This window comes from Parcubacteria group bacterium CG10_big_fil_rev_8_21_14_0_10_36_14 (assembly GCA_002772895.1).
Lineage (GTDB): Bacteria > Patescibacteriota > Patescibacteriia.
Genome location: PFCS01000030.1, coordinates 1,894 through 21,527, shown reverse-complemented (window position 1 = coordinate 21,527; position 19,634 = coordinate 1,894). Strand labels below are relative to the sequence as shown.

Annotated in this window: 18 protein-coding genes, 1 tRNA gene and 1 pseudogene; 2 read left to right on the top strand and 18 right to left on the bottom strand. The window is 35.4% G+C overall.

The features are described 5' to 3' along the window. Positions 1 to 228: 228 nt before the first annotated feature. The 3 genes from COU51_02165 to COU51_02155 form a co-directional block, all read right to left on the bottom strand. Positions 229 to 408 carry a hypothetical protein gene (locus COU51_02165; GenBank protein ID PIR66795.1) on the bottom strand — a complete coding sequence of 60 codons (180 nt, stop codon included), beginning with the start codon at positions 406 to 408 and terminating at the stop codon, positions 229 to 231. 67 nt (positions 409 to 475) lie between these two features. After that, a complete protein-coding gene (locus COU51_02160; GenBank protein PIR66794.1) occupies positions 476 to 1,279 on the bottom strand; it encodes a hypothetical protein in 804 nt (267 codons plus the stop codon). 60 nt (positions 1,280 to 1,339) lie between these two features. Then, positions 1,340 to 1,822: a hypothetical protein gene (locus COU51_02155; protein ID PIR66793.1), complete on the bottom strand. Its 483-nt coding sequence runs from the start codon at positions 1,820 to 1,822 to the stop codon at positions 1,340 to 1,342. Between the two features lie 680 nt (positions 1,823 to 2,502). On the opposite strand from COU51_02155, the pseudogene COU51_02150 reads away from it, so the two are divergent. Next, positions 2,503 to 2,697: pseudogene (locus COU51_02150) on the top strand (signal recognition particle-docking protein FtsY). Between the two features lie 1,558 nt (positions 2,698 to 4,255). Here the strand turns inward: COU51_02150 and COU51_02145 are convergent. From COU51_02145 to COU51_02110, 8 genes are all read right to left on the bottom strand, one after another. Next, complete coding sequence (locus COU51_02145; GenBank protein ID PIR66792.1) at positions 4,256 to 4,975, bottom strand: hypothetical protein; 720 nt, start codon at positions 4,973 to 4,975, stop codon at positions 4,256 to 4,258. 1 nt (position 4,976) lies between these two features. Then, positions 4,977 to 5,342 (bottom strand): hypothetical protein, encoded by a 366-nt coding sequence (locus tag COU51_02140; GenBank protein PIR66791.1) that lies wholly within the window; start codon positions 5,340 to 5,342, stop codon positions 4,977 to 4,979. Between the two features lie 322 nt (positions 5,343 to 5,664). Then, the gene (locus COU51_02135; GenBank protein PIR66790.1) at positions 5,665 to 5,985 is read right to left on the bottom strand and encodes a hypothetical protein; all 321 of its coding nucleotides are present in this window, start codon (positions 5,983 to 5,985) and stop codon (positions 5,665 to 5,667) included. Between the two features lie 26 nt (positions 5,986 to 6,011). After that, a tRNA-Gln gene (locus COU51_02130) sits at positions 6,012 to 6,082 on the bottom strand. A gap of 17 nt (positions 6,083 to 6,099) precedes the next feature. Next, positions 6,100 to 7,608, bottom strand: coding sequence for a DNA polymerase III, subunit gamma and tau (dnaX, locus tag COU51_02125; protein ID PIR66789.1), 1,509 nt, complete (start codon positions 7,606 to 7,608; stop codon positions 6,100 to 6,102). A 224-nt stretch (positions 7,609 to 7,832) separates the two neighbouring features. Beyond that, complete coding sequence (locus COU51_02120; GenBank protein ID PIR66788.1) at positions 7,833 to 8,399, bottom strand: hypothetical protein; 567 nt, start codon at positions 8,397 to 8,399, stop codon at positions 7,833 to 7,835. A 21-nt stretch (positions 8,400 to 8,420) separates the two neighbouring features. Beyond that, positions 8,421 to 10,913, bottom strand: coding sequence for a hypothetical protein (locus tag COU51_02115; GenBank protein PIR66787.1), 2,493 nt, complete (start codon positions 10,911 to 10,913; stop codon positions 8,421 to 8,423). A 29-nt stretch (positions 10,914 to 10,942) separates the two neighbouring features. Next, a complete protein-coding gene (locus COU51_02110; GenBank protein ID PIR66786.1) occupies positions 10,943 to 11,410 on the bottom strand; it encodes a hypothetical protein in 468 nt (155 codons plus the stop codon). Positions 11,411 to 11,527: 117 nt separating this feature from the next. On the opposite strand from COU51_02110, the gene COU51_02105 reads away from it, so the two are divergent. Continuing rightward, the gene (locus COU51_02105; protein ID PIR66785.1) at positions 11,528 to 12,451 is read left to right on the top strand and encodes a hypothetical protein; all 924 of its coding nucleotides are present in this window, start codon (positions 11,528 to 11,530) and stop codon (positions 12,449 to 12,451) included. A gap of 56 nt (positions 12,452 to 12,507) precedes the next feature. On the opposite strand, the gene COU51_02100 is transcribed toward COU51_02105, so the two are convergent. From COU51_02100 to COU51_02070, 7 genes are all read right to left on the bottom strand, one after another. Beyond that, a complete protein-coding gene (locus tag COU51_02100) occupies positions 12,508 to 12,801 on the bottom strand; it encodes an excinuclease ABC subunit C (protein ID PIR66784.1) in 294 nt (97 codons plus the stop codon). Between the two features lie 62 nt (positions 12,802 to 12,863). Beyond that, complete coding sequence (locus tag COU51_02095) at positions 12,864 to 14,258, bottom strand: cysteine--tRNA ligase (protein ID PIR66783.1); 1,395 nt, start codon at positions 14,256 to 14,258, stop codon at positions 12,864 to 12,866. A gap of 118 nt (positions 14,259 to 14,376) precedes the next feature. Continuing rightward, positions 14,377 to 15,039 carry a 16S rRNA (cytidine(1402)-2'-O)-methyltransferase gene (rsmI, locus tag COU51_02090; protein ID PIR66782.1) on the bottom strand — a complete coding sequence of 221 codons (663 nt, stop codon included), beginning with the start codon at positions 15,037 to 15,039 and terminating at the stop codon, positions 14,377 to 14,379. A gap of 31 nt (positions 15,040 to 15,070) precedes the next feature. After that, positions 15,071 to 15,445 carry a four helix bundle protein gene (locus COU51_02085; protein PIR66781.1) on the bottom strand — a complete coding sequence of 125 codons (375 nt, stop codon included), beginning with the start codon at positions 15,443 to 15,445 and terminating at the stop codon, positions 15,071 to 15,073. 12 nt (positions 15,446 to 15,457) lie between these two features. Further along, positions 15,458 to 16,621 (bottom strand): tRNA 4-thiouridine(8) synthase ThiI, encoded by a 1,164-nt coding sequence (locus COU51_02080; protein PIR66780.1) that lies wholly within the window; start codon positions 16,619 to 16,621, stop codon positions 15,458 to 15,460. Positions 16,622 to 16,725: 104 nt separating this feature from the next. Then, complete coding sequence (locus COU51_02075) at positions 16,726 to 17,373, bottom strand: hypothetical protein (GenBank protein ID PIR66779.1); 648 nt, start codon at positions 17,371 to 17,373, stop codon at positions 16,726 to 16,728. Between the two features lie 138 nt (positions 17,374 to 17,511). Further along, the coding region (locus COU51_02070) for a hypothetical protein (protein ID PIR66778.1) at positions 17,512 to 19,634 on the bottom strand (2,123 nt) is incomplete at its 5' end.

Genomic DNA, 19,634 nt, shown 5'->3' with positions numbered 1-19,634 from the left:
TACAATTATCCCTGTGGTAGAAAATGAGAGGCCTCGAGCAAAAGGAGTGATGAAGCTGAAGGATATTTAAGCGCCGATAGCATAGAAATTGGGGTAACAACTGCTAGACCCCGGCGCAAACACTGTCATCTGGCTGGATTCATCGCAATAGACGATATGGTCGTCGCCTACCGAGTCGCGGTGATCGCTCACACAAAGGAGACCTATCATGGTTGGACGAGATTGTATTTAAGCGCCACGCAGGTAAGAGCTTCTTGCCCGATAAAGAAAAAAAATCGGCAAGCCTCTTACGGAAGCCAAAAGAAGTCCGGGCGCTAACACAAGTCCTGCGTACCCCAAAAATTTTCCAAAAATCCCCTCGTTCTTTCCCACCAAAGCCAATCCAAAAGCCAAACCCACAAAAACCAAAGCCCACTCACAAGAGCGGGCTTCTTTTTTTAAAAAAATGATGTCGCTTTATTTTTTTCCTGATTTCTTAATTTCTTATCTTGGTGTTTTTTTTATTTACCAATCCTTCATCCGGCAAATTTACTTTTAACTTGTCAACATTAAATAAATATTTACGCGCAAAAATTCTGCGCTCCGGCTTGCTTAAATTGTTTATTTCCCATAATAAATCCAGAGTAAATAAAACAGCAACAATAGAAAGCCCTGCGACAATCCTGGTGCTAAAAATATCCTGAGTTCGCAAAAGCATTAAAAATAAGATGAGTATTGCCGAAATTGACCAAAGTATCACCCAGCTATAAAGAGATATTCGCTGTTTTTTTCTTTCGCTTATATTTTGGCGAACCATCGCCCATTCTCGCGTTGTTGTTAATAATTCTTCATAAATCGCAATTTCTTTTGGCGTTTTTAATAACTTTGGATCCATTTTATAGATATGGTATGTAATTTCGCGAAATTCTTTACTGCTTTTATTGTATTCACCAAAATCATGACCTCCGAAACTCTGTAAATATTCAATAACCAAGTCCTGCAATTCTTTTCCCCACTTCTTAAGGTCCTGAGACGAAGTGAAGCCATTTGCCAAATGATATGCTCTGCGCGAACGGCTAAGCTCCACAGCGACGTTTGTTTGGATATTTTCCATTCTTGTTATTGCATTGCTAATATAAAAAGCGATTACGATTGCAAAAATGGTAGCTACCGGAATTGGAGAAATATAAGTTATAGTAATTGCATCAGTAAAAGAAGGAACTATAGAAACTAAAATAAGTGTAGCAATAAAAATTCCTAAAAACCTTAACATTGTGCGAAAATTAAAATATGCGTACATAAATCAATTATCAATTACGAATTACAAATTATTAATTACTAATTATAGTATACCACAAAACTAAACTCTATATAAATATAAGTTAGATCGGCCTGGAATTTTATCTATTTTTTCAGGACTAAAACTAGCTATTGGCCAAACGTAACAAATTATCCTGCTTCCTTTTTTCATTTGACTATGTAAAATTTTGCCCATTTTATTATGCGCTTTTGCCGATAAAAACATATAGACAATATCCGCATCTTTAAAGTCAGCTTTAAAAAAATTTTTAAATCTCATTTCAATCCCACGTAATCTACAAAAAATATAATTTAGAATTGAAAATTCGTAACCAATAGCTCTTGCGCCTTTTTTCTTTGCCGCTTTCAATATTCTTCCATCTCCACATCCTAAATCATAAATAATATCCCCTTTTTCTACCTGTGCCAACTCTAAAAAACGCTCTACGTCTTTTTTTCTGGTCGGAACATATGGTGCAGCTAAAAAACCGGCAATTCCGGATGAAAACAATAAAATTGAAGTGATTATTAAAAAATACAACATATGATACAATTATAGTATAATAAACATACTTTTAAAAATTTAATAAAAACACTAACTCTAGAAATATACCCAACGCCAATTTTATATAAAAGCGGGGCTGGGCATATCTCTGGTCATTAATAAGAATTTATATGAAAAAAGTCAATCTTTTGTTGCTTGTTTCATTATTGTTGCTTCTTCCTATCGGAATAAAAGCGACCACATCGAATCTAACTGCCGGTTCACTCATAAAAGGCAGTAGTTCAGCAATATATTATTATGCAACTGACGGTGGAAGGTATGCCTTTCCAAACGAAGCGACATTTAAAACTTGGTATAACAACTTTTTGAATGTCATCACTATCTCTGATGCGGAATTGGCAACAATCCCTTTTAAGGGAAGTATGAACTGCAGACCGGGAGCAAAAATGTTAAAAATACAAACCGATCCAAAAGTCTATGCTATCGGCGATGACGGAAAACTGCGCTGGGTTAAGACTGAAGCGCTTGCAAAAGAGTTGTATGGGGTTGATTGGAATAAAAAAATAATTGATATCCCAACCGCTTTTTTTATAAATTATGAAATTGGCGCCAATATAGAAACAAAAAATAGCTATAGCCCTGCGACCATAATGTCACAATTTACTTTTGTTAATACAAATAAAAATGCAAAAAAAATTATGAATAGCGGGAATGCTAATCCAACCCCGACTCCATCACCAAGCCCATCTCCATCGCCGAGCCCTTCTCCATCACCAAGCCCATCTCCATCGCCGAGCCCTTCTCCATCACCTACTCCAACTCCAGAACCAGAGATAACTCCAGAACCAGAGATAACTCCAGAACCAGAGCCAGAAGTAACTCCAGAGCCAGAAGTAACTCCAGAACCAGAGCCGATTGTCAGCGAATATGGCACAACGTACTACATAAGAACCAACGGCGGAAATACAACGCAGTGCACAGGACTGGCGAATGTTGCATATTCTGGCAGTGGCACAGGCCAAGCTTGCGCATGGAGCCATCCATTTATAGCGCTTCCGCCAAATGGAACAAAACGTATTAACGGAGGAGATACTCTAGTTATAGCAGATGGTTCATATATGATGGGATATGGCGCGCCAGGCGATGATAATTGTGATACCGACTATCCATATGATTGTATGATGCTTCCTATACCTTCAGGAACAGTCAGTCAACCAACCCGTATTTTGGGACAAAACTGGAATACAGGATGCGCTACTAAACCAGAATTTTTTGGAGTAGAGCGCCCTTGGGGAATCGTTGATTTAAGAAAAAGAAGCAATGTCGAAATTCAGTGTCTTGAAATTACAGACCATAGCCAATGCGTAGAAGACCACACAGGATCATTAGAGTGCGAGCGTGATGATTATCCATACGGACCTTGGGCGGCAACCGGTATTCTGGCATCAGACTCTTCTAATGTTTTATTAAAAAACTTAAATATTCATGGGCTTGCGGTTAACGGAATCAACGCAGGGCGTCTAACGGACTGGACATTGGAAAATGTTGATATTGTGGCAAATGGCTGGGCTGGCTGGGATGGGGATATAGAAGGTACTGACAGCAACTCCGGCACCATTGCCTTTAAAAATGTAAACGTAAACTGGAACGGATGTGGAGAAACTTATCCCGGAGACCAGCCGATTGGCTGTTGGTCACAAACTGCCGGCGGATATGGCGATGGGTTAGGAACAGGCCAAACAAATGCAAATTGGATTATTGAAGATTCTTCATTTTCTCACAATACTTCTGATGGTCTTGACCTCCTATACCACAGGGACGGAACTATCACAATAAAACGGACAATCGCGGAAGGGAATGCCGGCGACCAAATCAAAGTAGCAGGAAATTCTATCGTTACCGATAGTGTCGCAATAAGTAATTGTGGGTATTTTGACGGAAAGCCATTTACCTACAATGTAGACGAATGCCGATCGGGCGGAAGCGCCATTGCCCTTACATTTGAAGGTAATAGCCAAATGAACCTCTATAATAATAGTGTGTATGGCGAAGGCGACTGCCTAATAATCGCAGAATCATCAGTCAACACTCCTCAAGCAGTCAATTCCATTAATAACATATTTTATGGAAGCAAAGATTATAGCGGTGGAGATCAAACCTGCTTAATTTGGACAAATACAAATAGTATAAGTTTTAATAACAGTTATTCTATTATTTATAACGTTAAAGACCAAGCTTCGGTTTGTCCGGCAGGCAGTAATGATTTATGCCAAAATCCACAATTTACTAAAGTTGCAACAGATGACTTTAATCTAAGTTTACAAAGCACAAGCCCGGCAATTAATTCCGGTTATACTTGGGCAGGGCTTACTAGTCCGGATTTTACCGGAAAAGCACGGCCATCTGGATCGGCGCCAGATAGAGGCGCGTACGAATATTAAATAAAAATACCCCCGATTGTCGGGGGTATTTTTATATTGAGTAAAGTATTATTCCTGCGACTATTGCGACATTTAGCGATTCCATCTCTTTAGAAATTTTTATCTTTATAAAATCATTTGATAATTTTTGTATTGACCTATCCACACCATGCGCCTCACTTCCCAAAACTAGACATATTTTTTTATTTCTAAACTTTTCCGGACTCTTTCCGGCCTCAAGTCGAGTAGAAATAATATTCATTTTCTCTTTAATCTCTTTCAAAATTTTTAAATTTTTATCATGCGTTATGCTGAGTTTAAAAATAGCATCCTTTCCCGCCTGTATGGTTTTTGGGTTATAAATATCCGCGCACTTTTCATCAACTACAATATGGTTAAAATCAAAAGCAAGGGCGGTTCGAAAAATTGTGCCAAGATTCCCCGGATCATTTATCCCATTTAAATAAACAACTCTGGAAGAATATGATATCTTCTTTTCTTCTTTCTTATATAACGCAACAATACCGGATGGAGTGTCAAGACTGGAAAACGACTTATTTACCTCCTCGTTTATTAAATATTTTTCATCGGATTTTAATTTTTCTAATATTTTTTTATTAGTTCCAAAAAGCATTTTCGGAGTCAAATCCGCATCCTGAATGGTTTTTATATTTTCTACAATAAATAATCCCAATTCGTCCCGATATTTTTTTTGCGATAATTTACGCAAAATTTTTATTTTAGCGTTATCTTTACTTTCAATTTTTTCCATACTATAAACAAGAATTTGCTTTTAATAAATCTAAAGGACCTATTTCAGATCCAGCCTTTATCTCATTTACTCTTTTTTCTCCTAATTTTGCAATAAAGCAAGACTCCAGCTCCGGAGTAAGTTTTTCCGGTAATTTTGCAGGATCAATACCAACAGATCTTAATAACGATTCTTGTGAATCGGTTAAGCCGGGGTGATCGTATGTCTGACTCGTACTGCCTATTTTTTCTGCCGAACTTTTAAAAAGAGTGTCCTTTATACCAAATGGATTCTTAATCCACAGATATGCAAACAGTATTACTACGAGCAATAAAATTGTGCCAAAAAAAGTTAGCACGATACACAAAATCTTTCCTTCATTTTTCATAGATTAAATAAATTATTTATAATAATTGTATTATACCAGTTCATTGCAATTAAAAAAACCGCATAGGCGGTTTAGTGATTGAATCTTATATCTTTTCTCGTGCTCTTTGGCAAGTTCAATAGACAGATTTGTCTACAAAGACTATCCACAACTGCACGGGTTATAAGCTTTTTCTTATACCAATCTATAACTCTTAGAACACCTTTTGACTGTGTGCTAAAAGCAGTTCCCATTTTTATATGACTACCAAGCCATATGTGCGCGTGACGTGGCAAGGACCCACAATTGCACATCTTTACCCTTGGATAATCCACGTTTCCTCCTATTGATCTTCTTTTAATGGGTTTAGTTTGATGGCAGAGTTTTTCGGATGAAACTCACATTCTATATCTCTTGGACCCCTTTCAGGCAATGGTAATTTTTCAAATTCGTGCAAAAGTTCTCTTGCTAAATCTTCACCAAAAGACAAAATTGGTTCTACTTTTAAAAGTCCCCTGCCCCAATATTTTGCCGATATTGGGGCAGACCTGAAATCACCAAGAATTATATAAGCGTGAGGAGGCAAAGAACCACAATCACACATTTTAATTTCCGGCTGGCTAAAATCAGCAAATTCTATTCTAAAGAGTGGTTCGTCCGACATGCTTCACGTCCTTGTTCTATTCAGTGCTCGGGGACAGGGATTCGAACCCCGATAAACAGGTCCAGAACCTGTTGTCCTACCATTAGACGATCCCCGAGCACTAAATAGAACTAACTATATTTTAAATTCGCTCTCAACATCAACCTCATCATCTTCATTTTGAACCTCGCTACTTATCTCTCCAATGGTTTCATCAAGTTTTACGGCTATTAAAATATCTTTATTATAAACAGATTTTAGAACATTTGTCAAGATTTCGCGATTCTTTATATCTTCCAGTTTTTCCTTATGAAGCTTAAATTTTAAACCTAAAACAAGTGTTTTTCCATCAAAATCAAGTGGTGTTGCAGTATTCAAAACAAAAGGAAGTGAATGATTATGATCTTTTATTTTATTAAGAACATCCTGCCATTTAGATTGAATCTCTAATAAATCACCGGGAGCTTCTATTTTATCTTTTTTAATAGCAGGTAGTTTTTTTTCAAAATTATCATTTTCAATATTCTGATTATTCTGTTCATCGTAAGATTCTTTCTTATCTTCTCCACAAATCTCTGCCACAGCCATCTCCAAAGGAAGTGACGGGATATCAAGATTATTTATTTCCGAGCGCCTAGCAAGCAATGTGTCTAAAATCTTCAAAAGGTTTACTCTACCCGCAAAATCTGCTAAAACACTTATTTTTTTATTTATATCAACCGGCAAAAATTCGTCATCTCGGTTTGTTATTGAATAAAACAACGCCTTTCTTGCAATTTCAATTACATTATCAAAAAAATACTTGAAGTTTATACCATCTTCTCCCAAAGAAATTAGAGAAATTATTGCATTGCGACCGTCTTTATTAACTAAATATTCAAAAAGATCCAATGCCGCAGAAAAATCACCTTGCGGAAGAATAAGGTTTGCGTCCTCATTTTTTATATCTTTTATTCCCAAGCTCAAAATTTGTCCCAATAAACTTTCGGCATCCCGCATTCCTCCCATTGAAAGATAGCCTATCCTTTCTAAAATACTTTTATCAATCTTTACCTTTTCTTCTTTACTGATTAACTCCAATTTTTTAACAATATCTTTTATGGTAGGTTTTTTAAAATCAAACCTCTGACATCTGGAAAGTATTGTTGCAGGTATCTTATGGATTTCGGTAGTTGCAAGAACAAAGATAATATATTCCGGAGGTTCTTCAAGGGTCTTTAGGAGCGCATTAAAAGCCGCTCCTGAGAGCATATGCGCTTCATCTATGATAAAAATCTTATACTTTGCTCCAACCGGAGTAAAACGTACGTTTTCTATTATTTTATCACGGACGTCCTGAACTCCTGTATGTGAAGCAGCGTCAATTTCTACAATACTTAGAGAATTTCCCGCCTGAAGAGCTAAACAATTAACACATTTTCCGCAGGGCTCGCTTTGTTTTTCTTTTCTTTCTGTACAATTTAACGCTTTCGCCAAAAGACGAGCAATGGTTGTCTTCCCAATGCCTCTTCCGCCAGTAAAAAGATAGCTATGAACTTGTTTTCCGGTTGAAATCTGGCTTTCCAGTGTTTTTGTTATATGCTCCTGACCAATAATCTCGCCGAAAAATTTGGGACGATATTTTCGGTATAATACTTGCGTCATAAAATTAAAATTACGATTACTATATATCTTACCCAAAAATAAGATTTAATACAATCACCCATATTCTAAGAAGTGCATTATGTATCAAGTATTACGTATTATGTATAGGAGGGAAAATTTTAATATAAATCTGTTCCACAGGGATACGTTCTAGCACGTGATACGAAATACGAAGAAATAAAAAAGGAAGTATGAACCTCCTATTTTAAATTATTTTTTAATATCTACAATCCTTCTTGGTCGTTCTTAATTATATTCTCTACTGCAGCCCATTTCGCAGGAGCATCCTCCGGAAGCAAAAACGCAACCCTATCCCCTGTTTGTCCCTTAAAATATGTCGCGCTAGCTTTCAAAACTCGCCATTTCTCCGATTCTGTTGCCACCCAATACTCTTCTTGCTCTTCGTCTACAATTAATTCCCCCATAAGCCGTTTTCTTGGCACATGACCTACCTGCTTATAAATAAAATTTCCGCTCGGAGTAACGGTCAATTTTAATATATCCCCTTCTAAAAGTTTTGATTTTGAAGCATAATTTTGTGGTATATTATACGAAGCCCCATCAGCGCCAACCATCTTATCTCCGGCAAAAACGCCTTCTATAATTTTTCCGGTATCCTTTTCGTCTTGTCCGCTTCTTATCTTCGTCTTCATCCGCTCCATTCCTTCATCTCCGCCCAAAATTTTTATTGCACTTTCTAATCCGATTTTCAAATCAGATAAAATTTTTAATAATATCTGATTTTTATCAATTCCGGAAACTACTTCTTCGTTTTTATTTTCTTCTTCCATATTAATTTTATTAATTGTTTATCAAACGCGAGCTCTTTTTTTTATTTCAAGTTCCACTAACTTTCTATTTTTTCCATATTTTAAACGAGCCAATTGCATAATTTTTTCACCCAATATCTGATTGGAAAGCGGAAGTGGAAGTGTTTGCATGCTAAACGGTCGGGAAGCCGTATTATCTATTAATAATTTTATATATGCATTCCGACTTTCTATATTTATAAGGTCACGCGCGCTGAAAACGGGTGAGAATTCTCTTTCCAGGTATTCCGCATCATCTGCTCCAATCCGAAAAGCTACCATTGTTCCGGCATTGCCAAAAACAGCATCGCGGATTGACGTATCTCCGCCTTTTGTTAGCTGTCCGATGTATTGATGAGCAATAATAAGTCCAAGCCCATATTTTCTGGCTTCCGATAGGATAATAGAAATACTGTCGGTAGTATAATTTTGGAATTCATCAATATATAAGTAAAACGACTTTCGTTCTTTTTCTGACAAATCCGCTCGGGAAAGAGCGGCTGCCAAAATTTTTCCAACGATTATAAGCCCCAAAAGATAGGAGTTAAGTTCGCCAATTTTGCCCTTTGAAAGATTGACGAGTATTATTTTCTTAGAATCCATTGCTTCTCGAAAATTGAAAGCTGAATTTTGCTGTCCAATAATAGGACGCATTGTTTCGTTAGAAATAAATTGATTTAATTTTGAAGTAATATAAGGCACCATATTGGCGAGCGCAGCCTCTCCCCCTGCTTTTTCCGCCTCTTTTGTCCAAAAATCATAGACAATCTGATCATGACACTTGGTTAACTTATATTTCCTAAAATCCGCATCTGCTAAAACTTTTGATATTTCCATCAAAGTTGAACCGGATTCTGGATCTTCCATTATTAAAAGCATCGCGTTTCTTATATATTGCTCAAACATTGGTCCGCCAGTTGTTTTTAAGTCATAAAGTTTATCTAAAATATTTATCATTTCATTTATGACAAAAGTTTTTTGTTCAGGGTAGTTAGGGTCATATTCAAGCAAATTTAAACCCATCGGCCTTCTTAGGTCCGCGGGATTAAAATAAATCAAGTCTTCTGCCCTCTCTTTTGGAATGTGATTTAGTAAATCCTCGGCCAAATCACCATGTGGATCTATTATACAAAGCCCTTTACCGCTTTTTATATCCTGTATGGCCATATATTTCTGAAAATGGGATTTACCGGTTCCCGACCGGCCAATAACATACATATGTCGCAAGCGATCTGCCGGCTTAATAAATATAATTTTTTCTTGCCCTCTAAAAACCGATTCGCCAAGTATAGTCCCCTCTTCTGGTAAATTATTTGGCGGAGGAGCTTGTCTGGCAGAAAGCCAGGCAATATTAGGTGTTTCTGTATCAGGAAGTGGAAAATGAAAAATACTGGATAGTTCTCCAGCATTCAAAATTATAGAATATTTAGAGCTAAAGCTTCTAAAAATAAAATCACGAACCGTTTTCATCACGCTTGGTACTGATTTTATAAATGTGTTTCCATATTGATATGAGCTATATTGTGAAAAAGCGTTTACTATATTAGAAGCATACCCACTTGCTATAGCCTCTGTTTCGGCGGAAACAACAACTCTGATGTTTACGTCTAACCCCGCTTTAGCTGACTTTTCGTCAAGCGCCCTTACCATCTCTTCCTCCAAAGGAGAAAGACGATACTGTGTCTCTGCTTCTTTCTTTTTTACAGCGCCTCCTGTTTTAAAGATAGACCAAATCTGCCCCAAAAAAGTCATTTCGCTTAAAACCTGCGATATTTTTTTACCCTGTTGAACTTCTTGGGCAACGCGCTGACCTTTTTTTCTCCACTTTTCACCAGCCGGTCTCATAACAAGCTGAATAGAAACCCCATCCTCTTTTTTTATTTTTGAAAGAACGGTTAAAAGAGAATTTAATGGGTCTGACTCCATTTTTTTATAAGTTTTTATTGGAAAAAAACTTGGCCGTTTAAATTTTAAATATCCGGCCTTTACCACTCCGCGAGGAGAAAAAATATTATAATCAGAGGTTTCTTTAATCTGAGCATAAGGAAATTGCGCCAAAACCTGTTCTTCTAGATAGTTTGCATATCTCGCGGGAGTAGCGACATAAAAATATATTAATCCCTTTTCTACCACTATTTCGAAAGAAAAGATATCGTGTCTTCCGTAAACGATAGAATGAAAGTTTGATTCTGGCTTAAGTCCGCCTATAGCGGAAAACAAATTTTCCATAACCGCTATATCTTCCTGAATTTCTGAAAGAGCTTTCGTCCTTTCTTGTTCACCCTTTTTTTCACCCGCCTCTTTTGGTACAGAAATTTTGAATATCTTAATATGCGACGCAAGTTCAGCTTTATGTTTTTTTCTAAGGACCGATATAACTATAACAACACAGCCAACTATAAAAAATAAGATGAATAACCAAAAAAAGATAACCGGAGCAATCGGGCTTACAAAAAAACTGCTAATATTTGCTTGGATGAAGTCTAATAATTGCATATATCAAAAAAACATGTGTAATTTATATTTTATTTTTCAATCGCCTGCCCATCTTTCTTCAAACCTAATATTTTATCCGTTTTTATCTTTGCTTCCTGTTCCAAAAAATATAAGCTTAAACGCGGTATCATTTTAAGCCAATTTTTTATAAGCTCAAAAATATCTGATGCTTTAACCCGCGTTTTTTGCATAGTTAGCTTTATTTTTATAGCAATATCTTCTCCTCGTCTTCTGAAAACCTGTTGACGCAAAGAAGACATCTGTTTAAATAATCCTAAAATATCTTCTGACAATATGCCTTTTATCTCAATAAGCTCCTCATCGTGGAGAATTTCATCTTGAACAACGCCGACTGGCGACCCTGCATTTAATTTTTTAGTTTCTTTTAATGTTTCTGCCTCTGATTCCAATTTTTTTTCTAAAATTGGCTCAAATCCTTCCTTCTGTTCTACTTTTTTATCCACAGGCACTTCTTGTGACGACAATTCAATAGCCATATTCAAAAAATTAACTATTAAGTTATATCTAATTTATATTATAACAATATACGTAAAAATATGCTATAATAAAAAAGGATGTATACAAAATTAAATTTAGCTATTCTGTAAATCAATATGAGAAATGTCAATGAATTAAAAATGAAAAAAATAAGCTGGATTAATGTAACCCAGCCGGGTAAGGCGCAGATGGACTACTTAGCTAAAAAATTTAATCTTAATAAAGAAGATATTATTGATGTTTTACCTCCAATTCAGCGGATGAAAATGATTGAAAGACAAAAATATTTATTTTTAATCATTCATTTTCCGGTTTATAACCGTATAAATGGCGACATATATACTGAAGAGATTGATTTCTTTATAATGAAAAATACATTAATAACTGTTCATGGAAATAAAACTCCTATTATCCAAAAAATATTTGCTTCCTGTAGCGCCAAACCTTCACAAAAAATGTGCGACCATCCAGGATTAATACTTTATGAGATATTAACTGAGCTCTTTAATTATTGTTTTCCAATGTTAAGGCATATAAATATGGATATCGAGGAAGTAGAAGATATGCTTTTTTATAATAAAAAATACGAAAAAAAAGAAACAGTTGAACAGACTCTTCGTATCAAAACAAATATCTTTGATTTTCAGCGGTCTATTCGCTCGCATGGATATGTTTTAGAAAAATTTGTAGAAAAATCAAAAAAATATATTACAAGACAAAACGATAGAAACAAATTTTTAGAACTAATAGAGTACGCAAAAGAAATAAATATGTCCCTAGAAAGCTATAAAGATGCTATAAATGCATTGCATCAAGCAAATTCTACATTAGTTGATTATAGAGTAAATCAAGTTACAAAAGTTCTTACGATTATCGCAACCATAACCTTTCCCTTGTCGCTTATTGCCACTGCTTTTGGAATCGGCGCAGAAGGCACTCCATTAGTGCACACGGCTTGGGGTTTTTGGAAGATATCCGCCCTTTTGATGAGTGGCGCATTGTCTATGTTAGTACTCTTTAGATGGCGACGATGGATATAACAAAAATCCTCGCTGTCATTGCGAGGAGTCCGTACTCGGAGGACGTGGCAATCTCACTATAGAACATCATTATATAAATTTTTCCATTCCGGATTGATTTTATTTATCAACTCGATTTTCTTTTTTCTTGAACCCGCTTTAATTTGTTTTTCTCTTGCTATTGCAGATATAGCTGTCTCTGCTACTTCATAATATATTAATTTATCTACATTATATTTTTTAGTAAACCCATCTGCCAGTTTGCTTTTATGCTGATATATTCTACCTGGCAAATTACTTGTGATACCAGTGTATAATACCTTATTATCGTTATTTGTAAGTATATAGATATAGTATAATTTATTCTGCATATGCAATAAGATTGCCACGTCGCGAGTACGCTCCTCGCAATGACGGAAGGTAGGGGTGGGATTTATTTTTTATTTATTTTAAAACCAGCATCAGTGTCTTCCACTTCATATCCCTGTCTTTCTATTTCCATACGAATCTTATCAGCAGACTTCCAATCTTTTTTCTTACGCGCATTTTCTCTCTCTTTGGCAAGTTTTTTTATTTTTTCAGGAATTATTTCCGTTTTTCCCATATATCGTCCAATATCCAATCCTAATATTTCGTCAAATTTTAATAAACTGTGGGCCTTATCACCTTCTTTACAACCGGATTTTAGCAATTCCCAAACAACAGCTAGGCATTCGGGAGTATTTAAATCATCATCAAGCGCAACTTCAAACTTTTTTTCTAATTTTAAACAACCAGCAGACTTTCTTTTAATCGAAGATGGTTTTATTTTTCTTACTTCATTCCATAGCTTATTTAAAGCGTTTTGTGATGCTGTAAGCGCATTCCATGTAAAATTTAATTTTGTCCGATAATTAGCCTGAAGTGTAAAATAACGAAAAGCTAAAGGATTAAAACCTTTTTTTTCAATTTCTGAAAGACGTATAAAATTTCCTTCGGATTTTCCCATCCTTCCACCATCAACAGTTAAAAAATCATTATGAAGCCAAAAATGCGCCAAGGGTTTTTCGTATGCTGCCTCGCTTTGGGTTATCTCATTGGTGTGGTGGACAGGAATATGATCTATACCACCAGTATGAATATCGAATGGCTGTCCCAGATATTTACGGCTCATCGCAGAACATTCTATATGCCAACCCGGAAATCCCTTACCCCAAGGAGATGCCCATTCCATTTGACGTTTTTTTCCATTTTTACCAACAGGTAGAGAAAATTTCCAAAGAGCAAAATCCGTTATATTCTTTTTCTCACCCATTTTCACTCTTGCGCCAGCTTTTTTTTCTCCTGCTTTTTGTCCACCCAATTTTCCATAATCTTTGAAACGCGACGTATTAAAATAAATCCCATCTTTTGTTTTGTATGTATATCCTTTTTTTTCTAATCTCTTTATAAGCTCTATCTGTTCTTTTATGTGCTCAGTCGCGCGGACAAATTTATCAGGAAAAATAATATTCAGTTCTTTTATATCTTCTTTAAATTGATTTTCAAAAAAACGGGCTACTTCCCAAGCGGATTTTTTCTGAAGCCTAGCCGCGCGAATAATTTTATCTTCGCCCTCATCTTCATCGGAAACAAGGTGTCCAACGTCAGTTATATTGATTATGTGTTTCACTTTATATCCATCATATTCCAAAGCACGATGTAAAATATCAGCGAAAATATAAGATCGCAAATTTCCAATATGCGCAAAAGAATAAACTGTCGGTCCACAGCTATAAACGCCAATCCGCTTGTCATGCAAGGGCTTAAATTGTTGTTTTTTTCGGGTTAGAGTGTTGTATAATTTCATAAATCTGTACTATGTATAAAGTATTGCGTATTATGCTATATTGTGTCCCTATGAGACGGAATCTTTATTAGAGTTTTTTCTTCTTTTGCTTGATACATACTATATAAAATACATAATACTACTTTTTCACTATAATTACATACTCACCACGTGGTGTAGTTTTCGCTATCTGTTCAGAAATTTCGCTCAGTTTGCCTCTATATAGCGTTTCAAACATTTTAGTAAGTTCTCTGGCGACCAAAGCTTCTTTATCACCACTATATTTCTTTATTTCATCCAAAGTTTTCAAAATCCTATATTTAGATTCAAATAACACAACGGTATATTTATATTCAACAAGTTCTTTAAAAAATTTTTCTCTTCCTTTCTTGTGAGGAGGAAAACCTAGAAAAACAAACCTATCAGCCGAAAATCCACTGATAGAAAGAGCGGACGAAAGAGCTGATGCGCCGGGAATTGGAATAATTTTTATACCTGGCAATTCTTTTGAAATATATTCTACCAACTGTCCGCCTGGATCAGATATCCCTGGTGTTCCAGCGTCCGATACCATTGCCAAAACTTTCCCCTCTTCAAGCAATTCTTTTATTTTTTGAAGTTTTTGCAATTTGCTATGCTGATGATAACTTATTGTCGGAATTTTTAAATTAAAACGTGCTAAAAGTTTTGATGTGACCCGTGTATCTTCACATAATATAAAATCCGCATCTTTTAATACTTCAAGAGCGCGAAATGTAATATCCTCTAAATTTCCAATGGGAGTAGCTATAATGTATAACATATATTATGTATCAAGTATTGTGTAATTATGCTTAAGAAAAATTTCTTGCGCTTCTTATCAGACCGTTTAAAAGCTTAATTGTAAGTATATTCTGTTCGGCAATAATTTTAAATTTATCATTTGAAATATATCCAACGTTTCTTACGGTCAATAACTGATTTTGTGACTCGCTTAGGGAACCTAATGAAATAGCATAAAATTGTATTCTTTCCTTACAAGAGTTTCTACTGAATTCCTCCGCAATATTTGAAGTAATAGAAATTACAGCCCTTCTAATTTGATTTGTTAATCCAGATATCTCCTCTTTTGGAAAATCTTTTATTATTTTATATATCATCAATACTAATTTATGCGCCTCTTTCCATGCATTCAAGTCGGTAAATGATTTAAGTTTATTTTCCGCCATAATACATGATACTTAATACTTGATACCTCTTATTATTTTTTCCACCCATTTATCCATACCAATTGCCTTCTCTTCTATAAGTATATCAGTTATTCTCGTTTTTGTAGCCGGATTTTTTGGCAAAAAAACACTACAACAATCACCATGAGGCAAAATCGAAGTTTCAAATGTCCCAATCCTTTTAGCAAAATCTATTATTTCTTCTTTATCGAAACCAACAAGTGGTCGCATTATAGGTAAATCAATGCCTACGCCGATTACTGCCATATTCTCTATTGTCTGCGAAGCAACTTGTCCAAGGTTATCACCAGAAATAAGCGCTTTCCATCTATTTTGCTTAGCCAAAGCTTCGGCAACTTTATACATTAATCGCCGATAAATAATGATTCGATACTTTTGGTTTACTTTTTTTACTACTTCTTTTTGAAAATCAATTATCGGCGCAAGACATAAATTTTTCTCGTTTATTCCAAAATCGCTTAAAATATGTAAAATCTCTTGAACTTTTTCAATACTGGCCTTATCCGTGTAAGGATAACTATGGAAGTGCAAAAAAAATAATTCTGCTCCTCGTTTTGCCATAAAATACGAGGCAACCGGAGAATCTATCCCACCAGAAATCAAAACTAACATCTTTCCGGAAACGCCAATCGGCAATCCGCCTTGTCCGCTCATCTTTTTTGTATAAATATAAGTTCTGTCTTTTAAAAGTTCTACGTTTATAATTATTTTTGGTTTTTTAATATCTACCTTTAATGCTGAATTTTTTAATATGTAAGCACCTATCTCGGCAGAAATTTCCATAGAATTTTTTGGAAATTGCTTATATCCGCGCTTTGTTACCACTTTAAATGTTTTTTTACTATCTTTCAAAGAATAGTCTTCGGACAATAATTTTAAGGTAGAACTTTTTATTTTTTTAAAATCAGTCGGAAGAACTACTGCCTTAGAAAAACCGCTTATACCAAAAATATTGCTCATTTTTTTAAGAGCTTTTTCAATTTGCGCTTCTGGCACACAAACCTCAATCCTTCCGGATAGCCGTTTAACGGTAATTTGCGCTCCAATCATTTTTTTAATATTTCTTACAAGCCGATCTTCAAACATCGGGCGGTTTCTGCCTTTTAGAGCTATTTCGTGATAATGGACTAAAATAACTTTTTCTAATTTCGTCATATAATGCCATTGTATCTTTTTTTAGCCAAAAAATCAATTGACGCGATAAAATTTATTAAATTCGGTAGTGCCAATAAAATCAGCGAACGCTAATTTTATTGGCACTACAATTCTATCTTTTTTGTCCAAGTTACACCTTTCTTTTTAGTTTTTTCTAAATTAAAAAAATGATTTCTTACGTCTTCTTCATACTTGCCAAGATTTGCAACTTGCAAAACCAATACCCTGTCCCAAAGACGATAGGATTTTATAAGTTCTTCAAGTTCTCTTTCTACAGAAAAAGGAATTACAAAAATATTTTTTTGCAGCTGATAAAAATCTAATAATTTTAATTCTCGCCTAAAATTATTGCGAGTGAGCTTATATTTCTCGCTGATATCATATGTAACCAAGCGCCAAAGATGGTCCCATTTTTTCATCGTTAGGGATTTTATTTTATCTCTTAGAGATAAAACGTTAAAGCGCTGAAATCCTTTCTTGGTTAAAAATATAGGTTTTGTAAAGTCATTCTCATCATATCTTATATAATCCTGCATCCTTAATCTTTTTAGGCATTCATTGACTCTACTACAAGAATATCGTTCCAAATCCGTAAATTTTTTCATCAGTTGTTTATAATTTTTCGGGTATGCATACCCGCTTGTCAAAAAAATCAATCCCCCGCCTATGCATAATTTTAAAATTGTTTTGGTTATTTCCTGTGTCTTTCTATCATTTCTTAATTTTTTTATTTTATTTTTATGATTTTTCATATCAAGTCATCTAAATTTTCTGCCAATAAAATCAGCGAACGCTGATTTTATTGGCAGATTTTTAAAGATTTTTAGAGAGGGCCCCAGCCCTCTCTAATTATTTTTATCCTCTTATCATTTCCAGCACTCTGCAACATCTTATGTGCCAATTAAACGTTGAATCTTCTGTTTTACATTTTCGTTGCCAGGATTTAATGTTTCTACTTTGCGATATAGCTGTAGGGCTTGAGATGTTTTTCCTTGTCGTTCGTACAAAACGCCTAAAGACCAAAGAGCATCTGCATAATTTTCATTCAAAGTAGCGGCACGTAAAAATAACTGTTCCGCCCGGACTAAGTCGTCTTGTTTTGCCCTATTATAATAGAGTCGTCCAAGATTGTATATAAGCACAGGGTCATTTGGTGAAAGCGCAGCCGCAACACTCATATGCTCAATTGATTCGTTTTCTTTGCCCTCAAGCTCATCTAACTGGGCCATTACATTATAACCTAGGGTATAGTTAGTTTTTAACGTAACAGCTTTTTCCATCGCTTCACGTGCGCCCTTATAATCCTTTTGCAAAACTCGCGCTCTTCCAAGGTCTAAATATAATCGTGGATTTGTCTTTTCTAATTTTATTGCCTGCTCAAGAGCTGATATTGCAAAACTGTTAGCGTTCTGTGATAAAGGTCTTGCGGTTGCATACATTGTAGCTAGAAAATCCCAGCCGGCGGCATCATTTGGAGCAAGACGAGTAGCTTCGCGAGCTTGATTCACGGCTGAAGCAACCAAATTAGCAATTCTTTGCTGATCAGGCGCTTCGTTTTGTGATTCTACTACAGCCATTCCAATGTAAGCGCTTGCCAAATCAAGATAATATTTAGAATAACTTGGACTTAACGAAACGGCTTTAAACATTACTGCCGCAGCCTGAGTATGATTGCCCACCGAAGAATATTGTATTGCTCGCGCTTTATAAATCTCTGCAGTATAAAATCTTCCTAAAAAAATCACCAAAACAACAATAAGCGCAAATATCAAAATATAGATAAAAGATGAAATTAGCGTATATTGCGGAAGTGTTTTTAGCGACAATGTAAATGTATTTGTTTCTTTTTTTGAAAAATCCATTCCGAGCAAAAATGTGAGCGCAAGGCATAAAAAGAATAAAACCCAATGAACCGTTGTGAAAGTTATAAAAAACATTGAAATTAGAAGCGTAAGCCAACCAGTCATAAGTCCGGCATAAAGAGTATGCGTAAAAGAATCGTCACCCGCTTCTCCTAAATGAATTAAATCGGAAAGCTTGTCTATTGTTTTCTTTTTAATTCTCAGATTCTTTACAAACCACATTACAAAAAATGTTCCCAATGCCACTAAAAACATTGACATCCAGGCAATTGCGCCCAAAAGTCCATTGGTTGATAAAATACCGATTATCGTACTGTATGGCCTATTGAAACGAAGAGACCATGCAAAATTGCTGTTAAAAACTTCGGGCCTAAACGCCGAAAAATCATAGACAAAAGTTGCCGGTCCGGAACCAAATAAAAAGTTCTTTAAATTTTCGCTTAAAGCCGACGTGCATACTTTCCAAGAAACGCCGGGAGATAAGGCAACCTCTGTTGGCAAATTCGCAGTTAAAAAAGAAGGTGACCCTAAAATAATAAAAAGAATTGAAATAACAAGTATACCAAAAGTTATAGAAACCCACGGCACCTCTACTTCTTCTATCCTTGACAGGGCAAAAACTAAAAGTAAAAAAATTGAAATAGCAACAATAAGCCAAACGCTTTTGAAACCAAGAACGACTATTGCGGTGAAAAAAATCAATAAAGCAATGAGTCCAAATATATTTTTCTTGTTAAAAAAACCTCGCATCTTCGCCATTACCAAAGATAAAACCAATATCATTACAACTGTCATATAATAACCAAAATGTGTTGGCAAATCCGAGTTTAACGTCCAACGAGGAACGGGTAAACCGCTAAGGGGCAATATCCCAAAACTCTGCCCAATGAAATATAGAGCGGAAAACGCGCCAGAAACAGCTAAAACAATAATTATTTTAACAACCCTTTTGACAGAATCTACGTTATTTAAAACCAAAAAATAAAAAAGGATATAAAATATAAAGCTAACAAAAGAATCACCTAACATATTAAAATCACCCCAAAAACTGAGATATCTGTTTTTTGAAGCAATTGCAGAAATAAGCATGGTGGCGATAATCAAAAGTAGTGGTATATCAAGCGGGGTTCTTCTTATAACCAATTTTTTAG